Annotated in this window: 14 protein-coding genes and 1 pseudogene; 10 read left to right on the forward strand and 5 right to left on the reverse strand. The window is 60.0% G+C overall.

The genetic code is table 11. The features are described from left to right. Window positions 1-6: 6 nt before the first annotated feature. The 3 genes from P5W99_RS35895 to P5W99_RS35905 form a co-directional block, all read right to left on the reverse strand. Window positions 7-2685 (reverse strand): DEAD/DEAH box helicase, encoded by a 2679-nt coding sequence (locus tag P5W99_RS35895; RefSeq protein ID WP_434667638.1) that lies wholly within the window; start codon window positions 2683-2685, stop codon window positions 7-9. A gap of 152 nt (window positions 2686-2837) precedes the next feature. Beyond that, window positions 2838-3866, reverse strand: a complete 1029-nt coding sequence (locus tag P5W99_RS35900; protein WP_434667641.1) for a UPF0149 family protein — start codon at window positions 3864-3866, stop codon at window positions 2838-2840. A gap of 991 nt (window positions 3867-4857) precedes the next feature. Beyond that, complete coding sequence (locus P5W99_RS35905) at window positions 4858-6264, reverse strand: replication initiation protein (RefSeq protein ID WP_434667643.1); 1407 nt, start codon at window positions 6262-6264, stop codon at window positions 4858-4860. Between the two features lie 680 nt (window positions 6265-6944). Here P5W99_RS35905 and P5W99_RS35910 point away from each other — a divergent pair. Both P5W99_RS35910 and P5W99_RS35915 read left to right on the forward strand, forming a co-directional pair. Further along, window positions 6945-8159 (forward strand): ParA family protein, encoded by a 1215-nt coding sequence (locus tag P5W99_RS35910; RefSeq protein WP_434667646.1) that lies wholly within the window; start codon window positions 6945-6947, stop codon window positions 8157-8159. Further along, window positions 8156-9136 carry a ParB/RepB/Spo0J family partition protein gene (locus tag P5W99_RS35915; RefSeq protein ID WP_434667648.1) on the forward strand — a complete coding sequence of 327 codons (981 nt, stop codon included), beginning with the start codon at window positions 8156-8158 and terminating at the stop codon, window positions 9134-9136. Before P5W99_RS35910 ends, P5W99_RS35915 begins: the two co-directional genes overlap by 4 nt. 1080 nt (window positions 9137-10216) lie before the next feature. Here P5W99_RS35915 and P5W99_RS35920 read toward each other — a convergent pair. Next, on the reverse strand, window positions 10217-10354 hold the full coding sequence (locus P5W99_RS35920; protein WP_434667650.1) for a hypothetical protein: 138 nt from the start codon (window positions 10352-10354) through the stop codon (window positions 10217-10219). Window positions 10355-10845: 491 nt separating this feature from the next. Between P5W99_RS35920 and P5W99_RS35925 the strand changes: the two are divergent. Continuing rightward, window positions 10846-11652, forward strand: a pseudogene (locus tag P5W99_RS35925) (IS5 family transposase). A 693-nt stretch (window positions 11653-12345) separates the two neighbouring features. Here P5W99_RS35925 and P5W99_RS35930 read toward each other — a convergent pair. After that, a complete protein-coding gene (locus P5W99_RS35930; RefSeq protein WP_434667652.1) occupies window positions 12346-13131 on the reverse strand; it encodes a hypothetical protein in 786 nt (261 codons plus the stop codon). A gap of 458 nt (window positions 13132-13589) precedes the next feature. Here P5W99_RS35930 and P5W99_RS35935 point away from each other — a divergent pair, with 458 nt between their 5' ends. From P5W99_RS35935 to P5W99_RS35965, 7 genes are read left to right on the forward strand one after another with little or no spacing between them, the layout of a single operon-like run. Continuing rightward, on the forward strand, window positions 13590-14294 hold the full coding sequence (locus P5W99_RS35935; protein ID WP_434667654.1) for a type IV secretion system protein: 705 nt from the start codon (window positions 13590-13592) through the stop codon (window positions 14292-14294). Next, window positions 14291-15166 (forward strand): TrbG/VirB9 family P-type conjugative transfer protein, encoded by an 876-nt coding sequence (locus tag P5W99_RS35940; RefSeq protein ID WP_434667657.1) that lies wholly within the window; start codon window positions 14291-14293, stop codon window positions 15164-15166. The genes P5W99_RS35935 and P5W99_RS35940 overlap by 4 nt, the downstream gene beginning before the upstream one ends. Before the next feature lie 4 nt (window positions 15167-15170). Then, complete coding sequence (locus P5W99_RS35945) at window positions 15171-16448, forward strand: TrbI/VirB10 family protein (protein WP_434667659.1); 1278 nt, start codon at window positions 15171-15173, stop codon at window positions 16446-16448. Continuing rightward, the gene (locus P5W99_RS35950; protein WP_434667661.1) at window positions 16441-17250 is read left to right on the forward strand and encodes a transglycosylase SLT domain-containing protein; all 810 of its coding nucleotides are present in this window, start codon (window positions 16441-16443) and stop codon (window positions 17248-17250) included. The genes P5W99_RS35945 and P5W99_RS35950 overlap by 8 nt, the downstream gene beginning before the upstream one ends. Then, window positions 17247-18482: a TrbG/VirB9 family P-type conjugative transfer protein gene (locus P5W99_RS35955; protein WP_434667663.1), complete on the forward strand. Its 1236-nt coding sequence runs from the start codon at window positions 17247-17249 to the stop codon at window positions 18480-18482. Before P5W99_RS35950 ends, P5W99_RS35955 begins: the two co-directional genes overlap by 4 nt. Further along, complete coding sequence (locus tag P5W99_RS35960) at window positions 18482-18898, forward strand: lytic transglycosylase domain-containing protein (protein WP_434668354.1); 417 nt, start codon at window positions 18482-18484, stop codon at window positions 18896-18898. Before P5W99_RS35955 ends, P5W99_RS35960 begins: the two co-directional genes overlap by 1 nt. A gap of 5 nt (window positions 18899-18903) precedes the next feature. After that, window positions 18904-19524, forward strand: coding sequence for a toxin co-regulated pilus biosynthesis Q family protein (locus P5W99_RS35965; RefSeq protein ID WP_434667665.1), 621 nt, complete (start codon window positions 18904-18906; stop codon window positions 19522-19524). The last annotated feature ends 2 nt before the right edge of the window (window positions 19525-19526 follow it).

A 19526-nucleotide genomic window follows, 5' to 3' on the forward strand; every position in this document is an offset into this window, starting at 1 on the left:
CCATGATCAGTTTTCCTGCGCGGAGTGAATATCGAGCCTGACAAGATCGAGCAACTCGCGGTCACCCATCTCGGTCAGCAGCAGTTCCGCGCCCCCTTCAAGTACATCCTTCACCAGTTGCTGCTTCGTTTCGATCAGCTGATCAATCCGGTCCTCGACCGTACCCTGGCAAACGAACTTGTGCACGAGGACATTCCTGCGCTGGCCGATACGAAATGCCCGATCCGTCGCCTGATTTTCGACCGCCGGATTCCACCAGCGATCGAAGTGAATCACGTGGGACGCGGCGGTGAGATTCAGCCCCGCTCCGCCCGCCTTGAGCGAGAGCACAAAAAACGGCACCGATTCGTCCTCCTGGAATTGCCTGACCAGTTCGCGCCGTTTGGCTACGGGTGTGCCCCCATGGAGAATCAGGCCCTCGCGGCCGAAAAGCGATCCGAGGAATGCGGCAAGGGGCTCAGTGGTTTCCCGGAATTGCGTAAAGACCAGGACCTTTTCCTGTTTCGCCGCGATCACGTCGACGAGCTCGCGCAGCCGTGCAAATTTGCCGCTGGCTTCCGGCTTCCACGCCGCATCGCCCAACCACTGGGACGGATGGTTGCAGATCTGCTTGAAGCGCATCAGGTAGCTCAATACGATCCCCTTGCGTTCAATACCGTCGGTGCCATCGAGCGCCGCCGCCAGGTCCTTGACCGCGCGTTCATACAGGGCGGCCTGGATGGGGCTCAGGTGACACCATGCCTTGAGTTCGGTTTTTTCCGGGAGATCGGCGATCACGCGCCGGTCTGTTTTCAGGCGACGCAGAATGTAGGGCCGCACGAGGTTTCGAAGCGGGCCGAAGTGCTCCATTTTCGCCAGACGCCGGGTGAGCCCGGCAAAGTCCTTCGCCGAGCCCAGCAGGCCGGGATGCGTGAAGTCGAAAATGGACCACAGGTCCGACAGGCGATTTTCCACCGGGGTGCCCGTCAGGGCGATGCGTGAGCGGGCCTGCAGCTTCTTGACCTGTTTCGTCTGCCGGGCGCCGGGATTCTTGATCGCCTGGGCCTCGTCGACAATCGCGACGCGCCACTGCATCGACTCCAGAACCGGCTGACGCAGCAGCGACCCGAAACTGGTAATGACGAGGTCGGTCTGCATGAGATTCGTGCTGTCCAGGACGCGCAGTTCTTCCGCTCGCGTCACAGACGGGTGCGCCACCAGCACGCGCAGGCCCGGCGCGAAACGTGCCGCTTCCGCAGCCCAGTTGGCCAGCAGTGAGGCCGGTGCGACCAGCAGGCTCGGGCGCGGTCCGGCCGGGTCGCGCTTCAGGATCAACAGCAGGGAAAGCACCTGCATCGTCTTCCCGAGGCCCATGTCGTCGGCCAGACACGCTCCCAGCCCCAGCTGGCTGAGCAGGTAGAGCCACTGCACCCCCGCCTGCTGGTAAGGTCGAAGCTGCGCTCTCAGGTCGACGCCGGGATCGACCTGCGCCAGCCCTTCCGGCTGGCGCAACTGCCGCAGCGTCTCGGCCAGCCAGTCGCCTGCCACGACCTGTGCCCAGTCGCGCTCGTCGGAGCCTTCGGTTTCATCGCCGGACACGCCTGCCAGCAGACGCAGGGCATCGTTCAACGGCAGCCCCGCCTGCGCGGCCTGCTCGAGACCTTCAAAACGCTGGAGCAGGCGGCCGAGCTTTTTCGTGTCCACCTCAATCCAGCGCCCGCGAATCCACTGCAGACCGTCGGCGCCCTTGAGCAGACTCCGGATCTCGGCGGGACTGAGCGCTTCGCCATCGAGCGACACCTCCATCCTGAAGTCGAGCAGCGCTTGCCTGCCAAGGAGTGACGGAGGCTGTGTCCCGACACTCGCCCTGACCGCGGGTCGCGCAGGACGGCCCGTCGCCCAGGTCGCCGGTAGCCGGACCCTGATGCCGGCAGATTCCAGCGCCGGCAGATCGGAGAGAAGACGCCAGGCGTCAGTCGGCATCCAGCGCAACGGGTGGTAGATTTCGCGCGACTCGAGCATCGCGCGCAGCCACTCACAGCGTTCAGCGGCGCGCTGAACCGGCATCAGGAGCGAGAGCAGCTGCGCCTTGTTGCGCGCCCCGGAAAACTCTTCGAGCGCCCGCGAAAGCGGTTGATGCTGTGTCTTGCCATGGGCCGACAGGCGCGCCGCGTACGTAGCCAGGAACGCGAATGGTGCTTCGGGGTCCTTGCGGTTTTCGGCAAGGTTGAAATGAACACGGCCCACCAGATTCCAGGCAGGATGACGCGACCTCAGGAATGCCTGAAGCGACGCTCCCGAACCTGCCAGCTCGTCACGCAAGGCGCCATCGATTTCGCCCCACAGTGCCGCCAGAACATCCGGCGTGAGATATTCAGCGCCCGTCATGGGCGGCGCGTCTTCGATCAGTGCGCCGAGCTCCGCCGGGTCTGGCTGGACGACTGCAATTTCCCCGCCTTCCGCCGTAGTGCACAGGGCCGTGACATAGCGGGCCCCCAGGTCGCGCCACCACGCCCAGGCGGGCGGCAATGCTCGCCCGATGGTCGCGCTGCCCAGATAGAGCAGCCCATGACCTGGGCCGCGCGTGAAGGCCGCGCCCAGCGCGACGTCATCGGGCAAGGCCGGCGCCTCGACGTCCGGCGCGGCAAGCAGGTGGCCCGCCGGTGTGATTCTTGGCGAGAGGCGATCGGTATCGGTCAAGGACATGGACAGTTGATGGGGAAGTCGCGGGTTCGAATGCAGGCGGGAGACAGACCCGCAAGGAGATCACGTATCGCCTGCGCCGTGGGGAGTCTGCCCACGCCGCGCAAGGGCCGGCCCTTCCGGGAGCGCCGGGCGGATTCTGGCACCGGGCGCGCTCAGTGTTTCGGCGCGGGTGCCGGCCCGTCTCCGGTTACCGGCGCAATGCCGTGCGTGCTGATCGTGCTCCATGCTTCGGCCAGCGCAGCCCCATCGGTCGGGAACGGCTCGTCCCAGACCGTGGACGTTCCAGACGCGTCGATGATTTCCAGTATCCATCCGTCGCGGCCATCATCGTCGGCGCGATAGATGTGCACGTCGACAGACGTGCCACCACGCGTGATGCGCGTAGCCAGCGGGGACAATGCCAGCGGATGAAACGCTTCGTCCGTCACCCGGCCAAGCGAATCGACAAGGAACACATCTTTGCACACGCTCCCGTTCCGGGCGTCCAGATTCCCCGGCGTGGTTTGCGTCGCCGTCCTGGCTTTCAGCGATGAACCCGCCGGGATCGTGCCGGGGTGCTCTCCCTGCTCCATCAATCTGCGACGTTCTTCACACCCGTGGCGATGGATATTGAGTGCCGAGGCCGCAAGCTGGAGTACGAACGACCGGCGTTGCTCAACCGTGTAGTCACGGCGCGCCAGTTCCTGGTATCCGGAGGCTGTGCCGAACAGCAGGATGATATTGAACCACCAGGGGTGTCGTTCGATCAGCGGCTCCCAGGCCTCCCGGTCGATGTCGATGCCCTTGCAATACCCTTCGCACCATTCGTCGAGGACGGGAACCTCTTCGCCCTTGTATACGCTCGTGTGCAGCGGGAGTTCGAACAGGTCGGGGCATTGATTCAGGGTGTCGTTGATGTCGTTCCAGTACTGAAAGATCAGTCCGGTGACCTTGCGAGCGCGACCTGCTGACAGGAATCCGGGTTGACGGGTTGCGTGCCTGGCATCCCAGATCCACGGAAGAATCGCGCCCGGCAAGATCACGTTCGGTCCGGAAATGACGGCAGTCAGAAAACCATGCAACATGACCGCATCCATCGCATCGCTGCAAACGGCATTGCCCGAAAGAAAGCGTTCGAGAAAATCCAGCTCTTCGTCAGTCAGCGGATCGTTGAGTTCGGGATCGGGATGATCGAATTTCATGGTATTTCCATGCGGGATGCGGCAACCGCGAGGCTGTCCGCCCGCGCTGCCATTGCCGCCGACGTTCGGCGCAACGCCGCGGTTCCAGGAGGCATTCCCGGCCAACCGCACAGTGCCGGCATTTTACCCGAGGCGTGATGCGCAATCCCGACGCCGGATCGACACGCGACGAACGTTCTGGCTGGCGAGCCGACTTGCGAATGGTTCATCCTCGCTGCGCTCAATCAAGACGTCGCAGCCATACAACTTCGGCTGCGCCAGCAGTGCGCCACGGGCGCGATATCCACCGGGCGCGGAATTGCCGAAGACAGTTAGTCGCGTTTCCCGGCCCGATAGCCACCGCATGCGGCAGTGGACGGCCGTTTGACAGTTGGCCGGGTAATGTCAAAAAACACGCCCGATCATGGGCTCTCTTTTGCGTCTGCCGGTCGATGACGCAAGATGCCGACTGCGTGGTCCGAAGCAGGCACGTTTAACCGAGCGCGAGGTCGGATTCCTAAGGAGTCCTCACTCAGTGAGATCATTGCGAGCGTCACAAACCCGCTAACCGATGACTTCGAGCGCAGTCGTCGACCCCTACCACGTTCTCGTGGGGTTCAGGCAGGTCAAGACAGCGACTCCCTACTAAGCCGGTAACGAGCCAGAAGCACATGCAGCGTTCACCGCGAAGCCGCAACCTCCCCTGTCGGTACGTTCCACCCCAAAGCCCCCGCAGGACAGCTTCGTGGGGGGACTGTTCCATCGTCAAGGCCCGCCGCGACCCCCACAAGATACTCAACCTGCTCCAGTTGGGCCAACGCTCATTGGGCGATGGCGGTGACACGCACGAGTCACTGGACGTACACCTTCGACGTGGGAACCCGCGCCGGCTCCACGATATGCTTGTTGAAGAGACAGTCTGGATTACCGCGACGACGGCAAATGCTGGCCGGGGGATGCTAAAACAGCTCTACAAGGTGAAGACGTAACCGGTGGTCGGTCGAAGGCTTGCTTACTTCGGGCGCGCTTCGATTACCTTCTTCATGCGTGAACACACGTGGGTGCAGAAAGTCTCAGCGAGCTGCCGGTTTGCCGTGAGGATGTTTTCGGTAGTGAGCGACTCACGCGAGACGCCAACCCTGGCCATTTGCCGCTGGTGTAGCAGCCCAGTCACAAACGTGTGCAGTAATTCTCTTCGGATATGGGCATCCGCCGCCTCATAGAACTCCCTGCCAGCGTCAGCCTCCGAACGGACCTTGGCGGCCGCAATTTCGGCTTGGGCTTTCTCGGCGTCTCGTCGCTGCGACTCGGCGCTTTGACGAGCGCGTGCCTCCTCCTGCGAATGTTGCGACTGCTGCGACTGAACAGCCAGCATCTTCTTTTCGGCGCCACCAATACGGTAGTTCCCTTCGAGCGACTTGAAGAGATAACCCTTGGGGCTGATGGTGACCTTGCCCTGCGTCAACCTCGTCTGCGTGTATTCGATGGCCTGCACGAGGCGTTCATCTGTCCAGGTGTGCCGATTATTTGCGAGGCGCAGGAAATCCAGCTCATCGAACGCGAACTCGTTATTAAGCACGAGGTACATTTCATCCGGAATACCTGCGCGCGCCGCATCCGCGCCCTGCTTCTTCTTGAACCGGAAGCGCAGTTTCATCTTGTCCGCGGACACACGCGCCGCGTTCGCTTCCCAGCTGACCTCAAAATCCGACTCTTCGTTGAGCTGCTGCACAGCAGGCTCAAGGAAATGCTTGCGGAACTCCTTGAAGACCCTGCGCGACACGCCGACCTTCCCTGGCCATTCGAGGACGTCCTCGTACGCGAACCACTCGGTCACACCATGGCCCTCGCATGGGATGAGGCGGTCATAGACTGCGCGTGCGAGCGATAGCGTAAACTTCGCGGCATCACGAAGGCTGAGCCAATGGGCCTTATACGGGCTGATGAGATATCGAATCACCCGCCCTGAGAGCAGGATGCACACCACGTTTCTATCGATGTAGCAATCGCCAAGCAGACTTATCGTGCCCCACGAGTCCTTCTCAGTAAGCTCCTCGATTGAGGGCGCTGTCATGACTTCAACCCGGGCCTTCGCGGCGGCCCGCATCTGGGTGACGAGATGGCTGTGGTTGCGACTGTCGTAGCGCATCAACCACTTAAAGTAATTGATGTCCTCGGAAAACGTGTAGACCTTGTCGTCGATGAGTTCGTCAGGCGCCTTCGATGCAACGATGAAGTAAGCCGCGTCGAGCACGCGGCGCGCGGCAATTCCGAGTCCGCCGACACGGGTGAAGATATTGTTCCGGAGATACCCGATGTCCCTGTCTGCTTGGTCTATCCGCGCGTCTTTCCCGGACATGTCGTCGTAGATGTCCAAGGCAAGTTGATGCGGAGTGGCGGGAAGCGGTGGGTTTTCCATTCGTTCTTTTGGCTCAATGCCCGCACTCTATCAGCCAAGCTGCGGCTGTCAACACAAAAACCACCCCCGATACTGGGCCCTTTTCCCGCACAAAAACCACCCCTCTCCGTCTAGCTCGCGCCCAAAAACCGCCCCACGTCTTCACAATTTCCATTCATTGAAACCCAATTTCTGCCCACTGCATCACAAAAAGCGTACCGGTGTTCACAAAAACCGTCTCTATCCACAGGCGGTTGCGTTGATAAAAAAGGATTTTCGAGTTCCTGTTTGTTAGCTTGTTGGTTTATGTTTACAAAAAGCAAACAAACAGAGGCTCACGTGAATGCGAGAAAGTACCCTGAAATGACCTGTTGATGGGTCGTAACCAGTTGATTTTAATCGATAATTTCGACCGATGAGATCCGCGCACAAAAACCATCTCTGGGGTGGTTTTTGTGCGCACTGCTTTATCGCGCGGGCTCGGCGAAACGTGAATGGGTCGCCGAGCCCAGTGGGTTCGCCAAGGGTCTACCTCCCCGGACACGCTGCAAGTCTCATTGCGAGCACGCGATTTAGACGCGAAATCAATCGACTGGCGCAGAATCGTGATGTTTTAGCTAGAAAATTGGGCTCAATACAACCCTGTTTACACATAATGGTGTATTCTGCGCTTCATCGTCAAAAACACGGAGAAGTGCAGAATGGATGCAGTGGCTACCGCCCTCCCTATTGAAAGCCGTCGCACTACGCTTCGCGAGGTTGCAGAGTTTGCCGATAAGCTCGCTCCATTCGCGGACAACCTGCGCGAGCAGATTCTCGCGCCGCGACCGCGCAAGACTGCCCCCATATTTACTATCAGCGAACTGGCCGACATGTGCAATCTGTCGCGCCAGCAGATTCAATATCTCGTGACGAAGGCGGACCAGGGACTTCCATCGGGCACGCTCAACGGCAGCGGTCGCAGCCGGACGTTCACGCTTCCCGAAGTGCGCACGTGGGTGAAGATGGCCTCGGACATCTATCAAACTCGACTTGCCGAGCCGGACAGTAATTTTCGAGGGCGGGTACTGACTACGGCTCAGTTGAAGGGAGGTTCTGCGAAAACAACTACGACCGTCTGCCTTGGACAAGCCTTGTCGCTGCTCGGACGCAAAGTGCTCATCATTGACCTGGACCCACAGGCTTCTGCTTCGGAATTGTGCGGGCTGTATGCAGAGAAGGAAATCAGTGGGGAGGACACCGTTCTCCCCTACATCTATGACCAGTCTATCGAAGGCGGGCTAAGTTCGAAGGTGCAAAGTACCTATTGGGATGGCATCGACATCATTCCAGGGCACACGTTTTTGTATGGCGCTGAGTTTCTGTTGCCAGCCCGGCAGAAGACAATGAAGGGTTTTCGGTTCTGGTCTGTACTTCGTGAAGGCCTCGAGCCGCTGCGCTCGCAATACGACTACATCCTGATGGATACCTCGCCGTCGCTGTCGTACATGAACCTCAACGCATTGCTCGCCGCAGATGCACTCGTTATGCCGATGGTCCCGGAGAACCTGGACTTCATCAGCTCGATGGCGTTCTGGCGTCTCTTTTCAGAAGTCGCTGGCGACTTTCTCACGTACGAGGAAGACAAGGCTTACGAGTTCATCTCCATCCTTCTTTCCAAGGTGGATTACGGCAAGACTTCATCGGCTCCGGTGGTTCGGCAATGGGCTCAGACAGCTTACGGGAAATGGTTGGACCCGTTCGAAATTCCAGCAAGCTCAGTGATGAGTGGTGGTGCCCTCTCATTCTCCACGGCACTGGATGTCACTAGTACGCATTCGACCGCTAAGTCGCTTCAACGGGTGAAGCAACCGTTGATGCAGTACGCGCGTTGGCTTGACGACATGTTCGTCAAGAATTGGAAGGAGGAGGCATGAGCAATATTCGCGCGCAGCTGTTGGCCAAGACCGCAGGCCTGGCGTCGCCAGCAGAGATGACGCCAGTAAGGAAAGAGGCTGATAAGGGTACTCGCGGCCCGCAAACCATGCCGGGACTTACCAGCGCGTTGACCGCTGCGCAAATCCGAATCCAGGAGCTTGAAGACAAGGGCGTAGGGACCGATTTGCCGGTCAACGAAATTTCGCCGAACCCATGGCAACCCCGTCGCGAATTCAACGAGACGAAGCTGCACGAATTGGCTCGCTCGATTGAAGAGACCGGACTACTTCAATCGGTGTTAGTGCGTCGAGTGAGCGATGACTCCTACCAACTGGTAGCCGGTGAGAGGCGTTGGCGCGCGCATAAGCTCCTGAATCGGGAGACCATCAAGAGTGTCGTCATTGACTGCACAGACCAAGACATGGCCGCGCTCGCGCTTGTCGAGAATGTGACACGTGACGACCTATCTGATTACGAGATTGCGCTATCGGTCCGTCGCGCGGAAAGTGAGTTTCCGAATAAGACACGTCTTGCCAAGACGATGGGGATTTCCAGAAACGAACTCTATCGATACCTTGCGTTCGACGAGCTTCCTGCGTTCGTTAAGCGTGACCTGGACCTGAGGCCAACGCTCTTGCAATCAAATCAGGCACAGGAGATTGTGAGCGCATTGAAGAAGACCAGTGATGCGGGCCTGAAGGCGCTAACTGAGTTGTGGCCGCAGGTAGTCGCGGGCGACCTTCTTGAGTCTAAGGTCGCCCCAGCGATTCTCGCTGCAGCGACCCGCGGAGTGTCGACGCGTGATGCTGCGGGCCGGAGCATCCTCAAGATCTTCTCTGGAAATGTCCAGGCGGGGAGCATCACCAAAGATGTCTCGGGGCTGACCTTCAGGTTCAAGGCAGGTGTGATTTCCGAGGAGCAGGAGCGCGCGCTCAGAGAGACAGTCGCGAAGATGTTCTCGGTTCAACCGGAGTAGATTTGTAAGACGAAGGAAAAAGCCTCGCAATTTGCGAGGCTTTTTTATTGCGACGCCGATTTCAACGTGATCCCACAAGTGTTCGAATCCGAACACTTCTTGGCCGCTGAGACTCATCGACCTCGCCCTGACGCAGGTGTTCGGATCCGGACACTTTTGTACGGCGAGCATCATGGGGTGGGCTCCGCATTGAATGGGCGAGGGCTTCCGGGCGGCAAGGTGTTCGGAGTCAAACACGCCTGTCAAAAAAGAGAGCGACCAGACCGGAGGTCTGACTGTTCGGGAGAGACATTCCATCTGTTGATGGACACTGCGCCAGCGGAACCGCTGAAATTGCTCGAAAGAGAAGGTCCATAGACGCCAGTAGTCCTGTCAAACATAACATATGCGCTGATTGCTCACTTGAGCGAGCTTCCCGACTTGCCGCTTCCTGCTGCGGCGGCGTTTGATTTCATGTCCTAGGTGGCACGCACGACACGCCCGAAGCTGACGCAATCACTCGAGCGTGCCACGCTCTCGAGAAAGTTCTGTACCTCAAGCTTGTAGCCGTCCACCCAGTGCCAATGGATCTGGACGAATTCATTGGCGAGCTGAAGCTCTAAAGCATGCGCTCAATCACGATGAAGAGAACGATTGAACAGCCTAAGGCAGCGAGCATTTCAGCCAGCTCCATCAATTGTTCCTCAACGTCTTCGAGGGAACCTCATGCTCCATTGTTAAAGCGAGCGCTCGCCTCGTTTTTGTTTGTTTTGGCCGTGATTTTTCGTGACAAGGTAAAAGCTCGGTCCGAGGGCCGACTTGCATGACTGCAAGACAGCACGGCTACGGTTCGGGGCGCTACCAAAGGGAGAATCACGATGCGTCGCCAAGGAGCTTTGCCACTTCCTCGATGCCACGTGTGTGCTCGGCGCGAGTGCAGATGTCAGTGGAATCGAGAGACACGTGACCCGGCGAGCGCTGGACGCCGTCGAACGGCATTTTGCGCGTGACCGCGTCCCTTGCCTACGTGGGGCAAACGGTGTGCGGAGCCACCTCACTCAGCAGTGCCTGATCAACCTGATCGAGTGGCAGGCTCTCGCCTTAGGCGAGACTGAGCAGCGTCGACGTCAGAGGCGGGTGCAGGGCCTCGGGCGCGAAGCCATTGCTTGTGCGGTTGCCACCGTTGCCCAGATGCTTGTTCTTGTCGGCGGCCCAGTGGCCGAGCAAGGCGCGAATCACTCGCTCCGGAAAGAATACTTTGCGCCACTTATTCCCCTCGCCTAGGACTGCCAGCCCCCCGCGCAGCTTCGAGCCGTGGCGCTCAGCCAACGAGCTAAATTTTGTTGGGAGTCAGGCGGAAGCAGGCCGGCAAACGGTCGTTAGCGCGAGGAGAACCGGCGCGCTTTGGGCATGCCCACCCAGTCCAACTACGGGGTGTGGAGAAAATCCTTTTTGCGTTCGCACCTCGTCCGTGTCATGTGAGGAAGTTCCTGTTCTCTCTAATAGCGGCCTTCGGCCGCTCGCAGTCGCTAAAGCGAGGCAGGCCGGCCCGGATGGCATGAGGTCATGCCAGAACGCGATGAGTAGGGAGTTTGCGCGGTTGAGTCACTCACGGGCGTTCAGGCTTTCACGGTACCGCGTCTGCGCACTAAGAAATGGCTTCAAGAAGAGCTCGTAGGAGCTGTTCATCTGCAGCGCGACCTGTTGACAGCGATCGTTGTGACAACAGGATCGAGGAGACGGGCAAACCTATCATCGACGACGAACTGTGGGCACTGATCGGGCGGCTGTTACCACCAGTGGAGCCGCGCCGTTTCAAGTTTCCGGACCTCAAGCTGGTACTGGATCCGGCTGAGCTGACCGGTATCTTGTTCGTGCTGAAGACCCGCATCAGGTGGCGAGACCTGCCAGCGGAGATGGGCTGCGGATCTGGCCGTCAGCTGCTGGCGCAGGCTACTCGATTGTCAGCAAGCCTGCGTGTGGGATCGACTGCAGGCACTGATGCTTGCGAAACTACGCGCGGCCGAGAAGATCAGCTCCTCCCGCGCCGGTGTCGACTCATCGTCGATTCCAGCGGTTGGGGCGGGCGAGTAACTGGACTCAACCCCCCGATCGAGTGCGCCCCGGTTCCAAACGCCACGTCGCCATCGACGCAAATGGCACGCCGATCGAGGGAATCCTGACCGGTGCCGACCGTCAAGATGTCACCCAACTGATCCAGTGATCGAGGGCATCGTGAGGATTGCCGGCGCGCGTCGCCGGACGCTGAGTCGTTACGGCTGTGTCTACGCCGACCGTGGTAACGATCATGACAAGTACCGACACCTTCTTCACGATCCCCACCGCCATTGCACGGCGTGGTCACCCGCCCGGGAGCGGCCTTGGAAAAGTCCGTTGGGTCGTAGAAACGTCCGCGTGCCTGGTCGCATAACTTCCACCGTCTACGCATTCGCTTTGAACGTCGTGCGGACCTTCACGAAGCTTTCCCCAAACTCGGCTGTCGCTTGATCTACTGGAACACTTGCCAGCGAACTTAACAGCCTCTTTGAAACCGTCTCAAAGGGCACCCAGATATCTCGCTTACCAGAGCCGACGAGCGCTAGGTATACGCACTGCGTTTCCCGGTTAGAGCTTGATCGGGCCGAGTGTCGCAGCATCGGCCTTCAGCCACTTTTCTATGGCACCCGCCCCACAGGTGCCGCTGCGTTCGCACTGTGACTACACCGGGAACGGCGACCAGCCGAGCATCGCCGTCATATTCATCCCCCCCCCAGATGATATGCCCCTAATTATAGGGCATGAAGCAACCAACTTCACTGGGCTCGTGATGATCATGATCAAACGGTCCGAGTCCAGCATCGGCGGTTCCCCTGACACGTTGAAGAATCAACGACAAAGAAATCGACGGCATCCAAGCGCAATGGCCATCCAGTGAGCACTGAGAAGCGACGAAGGTTTAGGCACTGAGGCACTTGAGAAGGTTGCGGTCGCTCCGCATGATACGTCCCGCTTGGCCACGCGCGTGAAACATCAATGAAAGAAAACAGAATCGGATCAAATCCTTATGCAGCGGGATATTCGAAAGAATTGAGGGTAATTGTTTCACGAATAAATATTTGCACAGCCGTATAAATCGTAGTGATACCTGCCAATCTCCCGCCCGACTGCCGACTAAGCAATCATCGTAACGGGCGCTACGTAATGCGTAATATTTTTTACTCATTCCGCTTTTATGCCTCGCCTCGTTGGACCGATGGGTGGGGCAGTGGCCAGTTGGAGAGCCGTAAAGCTCGGCCATGCAGTAAATTATCTGGACTTTCAGTTCGTCCAGCATTCGCAGAGCCGTCTTGACCTTGGCGACGCGGCTTGACGTCTCCTCCGGTCCCGTCTTCGAGGCCCGGCGCTTTCGTTCTTAGCCGTCGCTGAGTTTTCTCGGCTGCAGCAGTTATGTCCTCTGCGAGTGCCGCCTTGAACATAACGAAGGCCGTTGAAATAAACCTCTCCACTTTTGGAAGATGCGGTAGCAGATCGTCGAGGTCCGGAATCTCTACACGAAGTGATTTTTTGTCGCGTGCCAGGCGAACTTGAATCTTGTTCGGCGTGCGCTGCGGGATTCGATCGAACACGGCGAACTCCAGGATGTCATCCACAGTGACATAACCTACGCGTACGGCCTCGCGCGCTCTTCGCATGAACAGGGCTTCGCCAATCTTATCGATCGCGTCCAACAGTAGCGCGCCAATGCGGAAGCTAATGTGTTCCGCACCACCGATAACTTCGACGACTGCTATTGGAATGCGCGCAACCGCGATCGCTTTCGAAATGTTAGGTCTAGAAACGCCAAGTGATTCGGCCAGGTCACGGTGCGAAGACCATAGGCGTCGCTTAAGCATCGCTTGGTAAAACAAACCAAGCTCGTAATGCGAGGTGCCGTTAGCGCGCATTCGTGCATGGACAGCTTTGGCCGTTACTCTGTTGGGGATCGGTTTGGGATTGATTTTCGGATCCGTGATCATCAATGTTGCCGTACCTCTGAAGCCTAATTGCCCTGAGTTGATGTCAAGTGCGGTAGCCCGGAAGCTACCTTCTGGGGTGGATTGGCCGCGAAAATTCGAGCAATAGAAGATTTTTCACTAACGAATCGCAAAATTAATTCTCACTTTGCAATAGTATCATTTAGGCGCCTAAACGAAAACGCACAGTCTGTGATGCTAGATCTATGTTTTTAAAGGATTCTGTCTGAGTGCGAAAGTGTGAACCGTTTGAACCGCAGGCTACCACCACCGCGCAACCGAGCTCCGACCAAAAGCTGTACAAAAACTGCACCATTCCGGGATTAAGCGTTTAGGCGCCTAAACGGAAGATCTTCCAAAACGTTGCATCCGCAATCGTATGCAAAATAGGTTCTCTTTTGCCCTGAGGACGCCTACCCCAGACTGATTCAATTGACGCGAGCCCACAGTTTGCGCGCGTCATGCCCTTCCTTCGCCGTTCCCGAAAAGATGTCGCCCTCTCCACCGCACCGGGAGGGTACTCCGAAGAAGATCCCGAAAAGATCGTCTTTGATCGAGGCACGCGCCTGCGCGTCGAGGCCAATCACTGGAAGCTGTTCAGCTTCGTTCTGGCCGTCATCGCGGCCGGCGCGGTGTGGACACGCCAGCCGCCGCCGTCAGTCGTGAAGTCATACGGCATCTCGGCAGATGCAGGCGGCCGTCCGCTCATCCGGCAACTCGCGGCGTACAAGCCGGACGACCAGGCGCTGCGTTCGTCTATCGCCGAGTCAGTGCAGCGCTGGTTCATTATCGAACCGGTCCTCACGCCGACCATCGAAACGTCGCGCCTCGCCCGCAACATCAATGCGGTCAAGGCACAGATGGTCAATAACGGCAAGAACCAGTTCGCGTCGTGGCTCAAGGATGACGCGCCATTCCAGGCCATCACCAGCAACCCGAAGCTCGTTCGCGAGGTACAGGTCGTCAACGTCTCCGTGCTGGACGATTCGACCATCGTGGTCGAGTTCACAACCTCGACCACGCAGTTTCCCGCCGATAGGCCAGTCGTTCAACGCTACGCGCTCACGCTGCGGTACCAGATCGTCCCCGCCAGTTCTGATGATGCGGTCGGTACGAACCCCTTCGGGATCTACTTCCCGTTCTTCACGCTCCAGAAAACCGTATGACGATCCTGGCATCCCGTTCCGTGCTGCCGCTTGCCGCGCTCGTCTGCGCGCTGACGCTCTTGCACCCCGCGCTCGCCGCCCGAAAGTCGGCAGCGGTCACTGGTTCGCTTGACGTGGGCGCAATCCTCGGTGACCCCATGAGTCCGGTGAATCCGTACAACACCGGCACCGATCCCATCACGATGCCCAATGACGCGCGCATCGTCGTCTTCAACTACAGCCGTGACCAGATCTTCCGTGTCATGGCTGCGCCGCTGAAGCTCACGACCGTTGAGTTCGCGCCGGGCGAGAAGCTCATCACCGATCCGGCCATGGGCGATTCGGTGTCGTGGCTCATCGATACGGACGGAGCAAACCACGTATACATCAAGCCAGTGAAGCCGCGCCTGGTGAACACCTTGCACCTCACGACGAACATGCGTGAGTACGACATGACGCTCGTCTCGTCGCCGGTGGGTGGCTTGTTCTATCAGAGCGTGCGTTTTCACTATGCGTCGTCGCTCATGGCGAAGGTCAGGGCCCGCGACAACGCGGATGGGTCCAACGCAGCGGGTGGTGCTGGTGGTCCGAACGACTCAGGCCCGCTCGGCGTCTCGCCGGACAAGCTCAACTTCGACTACAAGGTCGATGGATCGGCGCCGTTCAAGCCTGAGACCGTGTTCGACGACGGCAGGGCCGTGTGGCTGCGTTTGCCGGCCGATGCGCCGTTCGCAGTGCCCATCGTGAAGGATCACGGCGATGACGTGAGCCCGAACTTCGTCCGTCGCGGCCAGTACATCGTTGTCCAGCAGATGGCAGACAAGATCGTATTGCGCGCGGCTAGCGACGAGGTGACGATCACGCGTCGTCGCCCAGGCATCTTCGGGTTCTGAGCACATGTCCAGCCAGAACTCCGCACCCCTCTCGGACCAGGACCGCGTCGTCAAGGGCAAGTCCCCGCGCAACGCGCTGGTCGGTGTCGGCGTGATTTTCGCCGTCATCATCGGCGCGATGGGCTACTACTATCAGTCGAAGGCGAGCGACAGGGCTGACCAGCAGGCAAAGGAGGACAAGGCTGCCAAGACAGCTGCCGCGGTCGACCGTGCACCCAGCGGAAACGACATCGACCGGATCATCCAGGATCAGCAGGCCGCCGCCCGCCGCGAAGAAGAGCGGGTGCGCAAGGCTGCCGCAGCGACGCCCGACCAGCAGTCCGGTACATCGAAGCCGGCTTTGTCGCTGGACCAGTTCGAGAGTGAGTCGCGCCGGTCAGACCTGTCCACGAGTGCAAACCAGGACAATGCTTACGCCTCGCCCATCTTCATTCCAGGTCACAAGGTCAAGGAACAGGCTGACGCGCAGACTGCCGGTGGCATGAACGGCGTAGTGACGCCCCAGCAGATGGCATTGCAGCAGCTCGCCGCCCAGCAGGCCGCTGCGGGCAATGCGGACGCACAGGCCAAGGCGATTGCCGCCGCGATGGGCCGCAGCGGCGGCAGTGGCTCGTCGTCGGCGGAGCGCGATCTTGAGTTCATCAAGGACGCGAAAGCCCAGTCCGCATCGGGTGAGGGCTTCCTGAGCACTGGCTTTGTGGGCCAGGCGGGTACCTGCACGCTCTCGCCCCCGCATCACATTGGCGTGCTGGTCATGGAGGGAGAGAACTCGGACCGTCCGGGCACGGCTGCCCTCGTGGTCGAACAGGACATCTATGACAGCGTGACGGACACGTGTCTCATGATTCCGAAGGGCACGATGATTACCGCGCCCTACCAGAGCGATATCAAGGTGGGTCAGGAAAGCATTCTCGTCGCCGCGACGGAGATGCGTTTGCCCAACGGCAAGCAGGTGCCGCTCTATGGCGCGCAGGGCGCGGACCAGAACGGCTACGTGGGCTTCTCGGTCGACGTCAACAATCACTTCTGGAAGATCTTCGGTGCATCGTTCCTGACCGCCGTTCTGTTGAACCACTTCAGCAGCAGCGACACGACTTCGACAACGACCGGCCCGCTCGGCGTCACGCAGGTAGGCAACACGGCGGGGCAGGTCGCGGCGCAAACGTCGCAGTCGATCCTGAACCGCTACCAGAACATTCCGCCGACGATCACGATCAAGCCGGGTCAGCGTTTCATGATCAAGGTGAACCGCGATATCCATCTGGAGCCGTACCGTGGCTAGGCGCGCGCTCACTTTTCTCGCAGTGTCCGCACTCGCCGCCGGAGCGGCGCACGCGGCCTCGATCGCCCAGTTCATCAGCCCGGGTTCGCTTGTGCTCGCCTCGCAGGGAACGCGCGAGCTGGCATCACTCGACGGCAAGCCAGTGCTTTACTGCGGGCTCGCGCCGTTCAACGCATGGGCTTCGCCTCTCGTTGGGCAGGCCGTGCGTAGCACGCCGTCGCAGGGCATGACGGTCACTGTCGATGCACGCGATGTATCGCTCACCAGGCTCATGGTCCGCAGCGGCTGGCTGCAACCCCTCGACCTCGATGACGACGCGCAAGCCGCGATCTCAGAGGGGCGCGGCGGATGGGCGTGTGCGAAGGCCGAGACGCCGTTCGCGCTCATGCATACGAGCGTGGATCCCAAGGTTCTCGCGGGTATCGCGCTGAACGAATCGGCCTACAAGGGGCGTGCGTGGCCGTGGACGCTGAACGTTGCAGGCCGGGGCTTCTTCTTTCGCTCGCGCGAGGACGCCTATGGGGCTATCCGCGCGCTCATTTCGGCAGGCCGTTGCGACTTTGACGTAGGCCTTATGCAGGTGAACTGGTGCTACCACCGGCAGCGCTTTGCGTCGCCGTGGGATGCGCTTGCGCCCGCAACGAACATTCGCGTGGCCGAAGCGATCCTCAACGAGAACTACAGCCGCACGCATTCCATCGCGAAGGCGATCTCGTACTACCACACCGCCAACCCGGTACCCGGCGGCGCGTATCTCGCGCGCTTCGTGCGCAACCTCAATCAGATTCAGGCAGGGCTATGACGCGCAGGCTCCTTACTCTTGCGACCCTGTGCGCCCTCAGTGTGGCGCACCTTGCATCAGCGGCGAACACTGATCCCTTCGATTTCGACTACGAGATAGCGGGTGGCATCGCCGAGCGCCCCGCGCTCGTCTTCAACGACGGATCGAAGACGTTTATCCAGCCTCGTGCCGGACAGGTGATCTCTGTGGTGGGCAGCCATCAGGAAGGACCGTACGTTGTGGTGGACGGCACACCAGCAATGATCCAGTTCACCGTTGCGGGGCACACGGCCGTCGCAACCTGGAACCGCGCGAATACGTTCATTGGTGGACATGGCGTCGTGCCGGGTGTCGGCGATGACCAGCCTGTTTCGTTCTCCGGCTTCAGCGGGCGCCTCTCGCTGATCGGTGAGCGCGGCTCGCTCGAACCGGTGCGCAGCCTCAATGCCACCATGCCGGTTGCCTCCATCGTCAAGGCGCTGGTGCCGCAGGGATGGAGCGGGTCCGCGCGAAAGGACGTGGATCTCACGAATGCCGATAGCTTCGAAACGCGCCCGGGTGAGAACTGGATGCAGGCGCTCGATCGCCTCATGACGCAAACCGGACTCTACGCAGATGTCGATTTCGAGACGCGCCATGTGAGGCTGCGTCGCGATGTCGCGAAGTCCGGCGCGCTCGCCTACGCGGTTGCAAGGGTGACGCATTCCGACCCGGTGGGCGCAGCGTCGGACACGCCTGCGGCTGTGCCGCCACCGGGGTCGCTGCTTGCAAAATTCTTTGGTGCAAACGCCATCCGGGACGGCGACGACACACATACGCAGATCCGTTTCGCTGAGAGGCCTAAGGACCTGAAAGTCGTGTCGAGCGATGGGGTATCGCTGCATCCAAATTGGAACGCGGATACCGGCGTCATGACGATCGACCGCGTCGAGCGCTTTACGGTGTCGGACGCCACGAACCGAGTCGAGGTCGCCCGCAGCGCGGGCACCGTCTACGACTTCCCGGTCGGCAATGGCGCGCACCTTGAAGCCGTTTTCGATGAGGCTGGGCAGACCTACTTCAAGTTTGCGCCCACGGTCATCAACATCACCGTCGCAGACGTGCGTCACCTGGGTTCGGGCGAACAGAAGGGTCGCTTCTACAAGTTCAACGGTACGTCCGAGCAGTTCATCGTGACGGCCGACGGCCAGACGGTAAGCGTGCTGCGCCGCCATGATGTGAAGTACTTCGAGCGCGCGGGGGCGACCTCGTGATGCGCCATGCGTTCCTTCCTGTGCTCGCGCTGCTTGTCGCGCCGATGGCGACGCGCGCCGACTGTATCGACGACGCTGCCGCGTACCAGCATATCAGCCCGCGTCTTGTGCGCGCGATCGCGCAGCAGGAGTCCGGCTTTCGCGCGAACGCGATCAACGTTAATGCGAACGGCAGCGAAGACCTCGGACTCATGCAGATCAATTCCTCGTGGCTGCCAAAGCTTTCGCGTTTCGGCATTCGCCGGGAGCACCTCTTTGACGCCTGTGTGAACGCGTACGTGGGCACCTGGATTCTTGCCTCGAACTTCCGCCAGTTCGGGCCAACCTGGAAAGCCGTCGGCGCGTACAACGCGACGTCGAGCGCACGCCAGCTCGTCTACGCCAATTCCATCTACCGACGCCTGCAGGGTCACTGAAAAGCATGAGCAAACACTTCCAGAAGGATTCCCGGTTTCGTGTCCGGGAGATTGCGCAGGCCATGCTTGCACTTGCGCTCGGTAGCGCCCTTACGATGGCGGTCGCCGCGATGCAACCTGACCAGTCGAAGGTGCCCCCGCCCTCGGGCGACGGATGGCAACTGCTCGGTGGTGCGGTCGCGCCGGCCGCGCAACTTGCTGCGACTGCGCTAACACCGGCACTGGCTCCCGCAACTGCGGCACCGTCCACGCCGCCGCCTCTCGCCTCGGCCGCACAGATCACGCCGCCGGGCGCGGTCGCGATTTCGACGGAAGTTAAGTCTGTCGTGCTGCCTGGTGCGGCAACCGGTGACCCGACGGGCACGGTCTCGTTCTCGATCACGCCGCAGGACACGAATCTTCGCAACGCACTTGATCGCTGGCTGCAGACGCAGGGCTGGCAACTCGCCTGGAAAATCGACGACGACCTGCCGGTTGAATTCAACGCGACGTTCTCGGGCGATTTCCGCTCGGTGCTCATGCAGGTCATGCAGGCGACCGACCACATGCGAACGCCTGCGCGCGTCTGCAAGCACACCAACAACGTCATTCGCGTCATTGCGCGCGCTGCCAACTGCAAGGACTGACC

Origin of the sequence: Paraburkholderia sp. A3BS-1L (genome assembly GCF_051125215.1) — a bacterium.
GTDB lineage: Bacteria > Pseudomonadota > Gammaproteobacteria > Burkholderiales > Burkholderiaceae > Paraburkholderia.

What these genes read in the sequence shown, in the direction of transcription:
- P5W99_RS35965 (WP_434667665.1), top strand. Translation starts at nt 18,904, where the DNA reads ATGAGCAAACACTTCCAGAAGGATTCCCGGTTTCGTGTCCGGGAGATT.
- P5W99_RS35915 (WP_434667648.1), top strand. Translation starts at nt 8,156, where the DNA reads ATGAGCAATATTCGCGCGCAGCTGTTGGCCAAGACCGCAGGCCTGGCG.
- P5W99_RS35930 (WP_434667652.1), bottom strand. Translation starts at nt 13,131, where the DNA reads ATGATCACGGATCCGAAAATCAATCCCAAACCGATCCCCAACAGAGTA.
- P5W99_RS35910 (WP_434667646.1), top strand. Translation starts at nt 6,945, where the DNA reads ATGGATGCAGTGGCTACCGCCCTCCCTATTGAAAGCCGTCGCACTACG.
- P5W99_RS35935 (WP_434667654.1), top strand. Translation starts at nt 13,590, where the DNA reads ATGCCCTTCCTTCGCCGTTCCCGAAAAGATGTCGCCCTCTCCACCGCA.
- P5W99_RS35900 (WP_434667641.1), bottom strand. Translation starts at nt 3,866, where the DNA reads ATGAAATTCGATCATCCCGATCCCGAACTCAACGATCCGCTGACTGAC.
- P5W99_RS35905 (WP_434667643.1), bottom strand. Translation starts at nt 6,264, where the DNA reads ATGGAAAACCCACCGCTTCCCGCCACTCCGCATCAACTTGCCTTGGAC.
- P5W99_RS35955 (WP_434667663.1), top strand. Translation starts at nt 17,247, where the DNA reads ATGACGCGCAGGCTCCTTACTCTTGCGACCCTGTGCGCCCTCAGTGTG.
- P5W99_RS35940 (WP_434667657.1), top strand. Translation starts at nt 14,291, where the DNA reads ATGACGATCCTGGCATCCCGTTCCGTGCTGCCGCTTGCCGCGCTCGTC.
- P5W99_RS35895 (WP_434667638.1), bottom strand. Translation starts at nt 2,685, where the DNA reads ATGTCCTTGACCGATACCGATCGCCTCTCGCCAAGAATCACACCGGCG.
- P5W99_RS35945 (WP_434667659.1), top strand. Translation starts at nt 15,171, where the DNA reads ATGTCCAGCCAGAACTCCGCACCCCTCTCGGACCAGGACCGCGTCGTC.
- P5W99_RS35960 (WP_434668354.1), top strand. Translation starts at nt 18,482, where the DNA reads ATGCGCCATGCGTTCCTTCCTGTGCTCGCGCTGCTTGTCGCGCCGATG.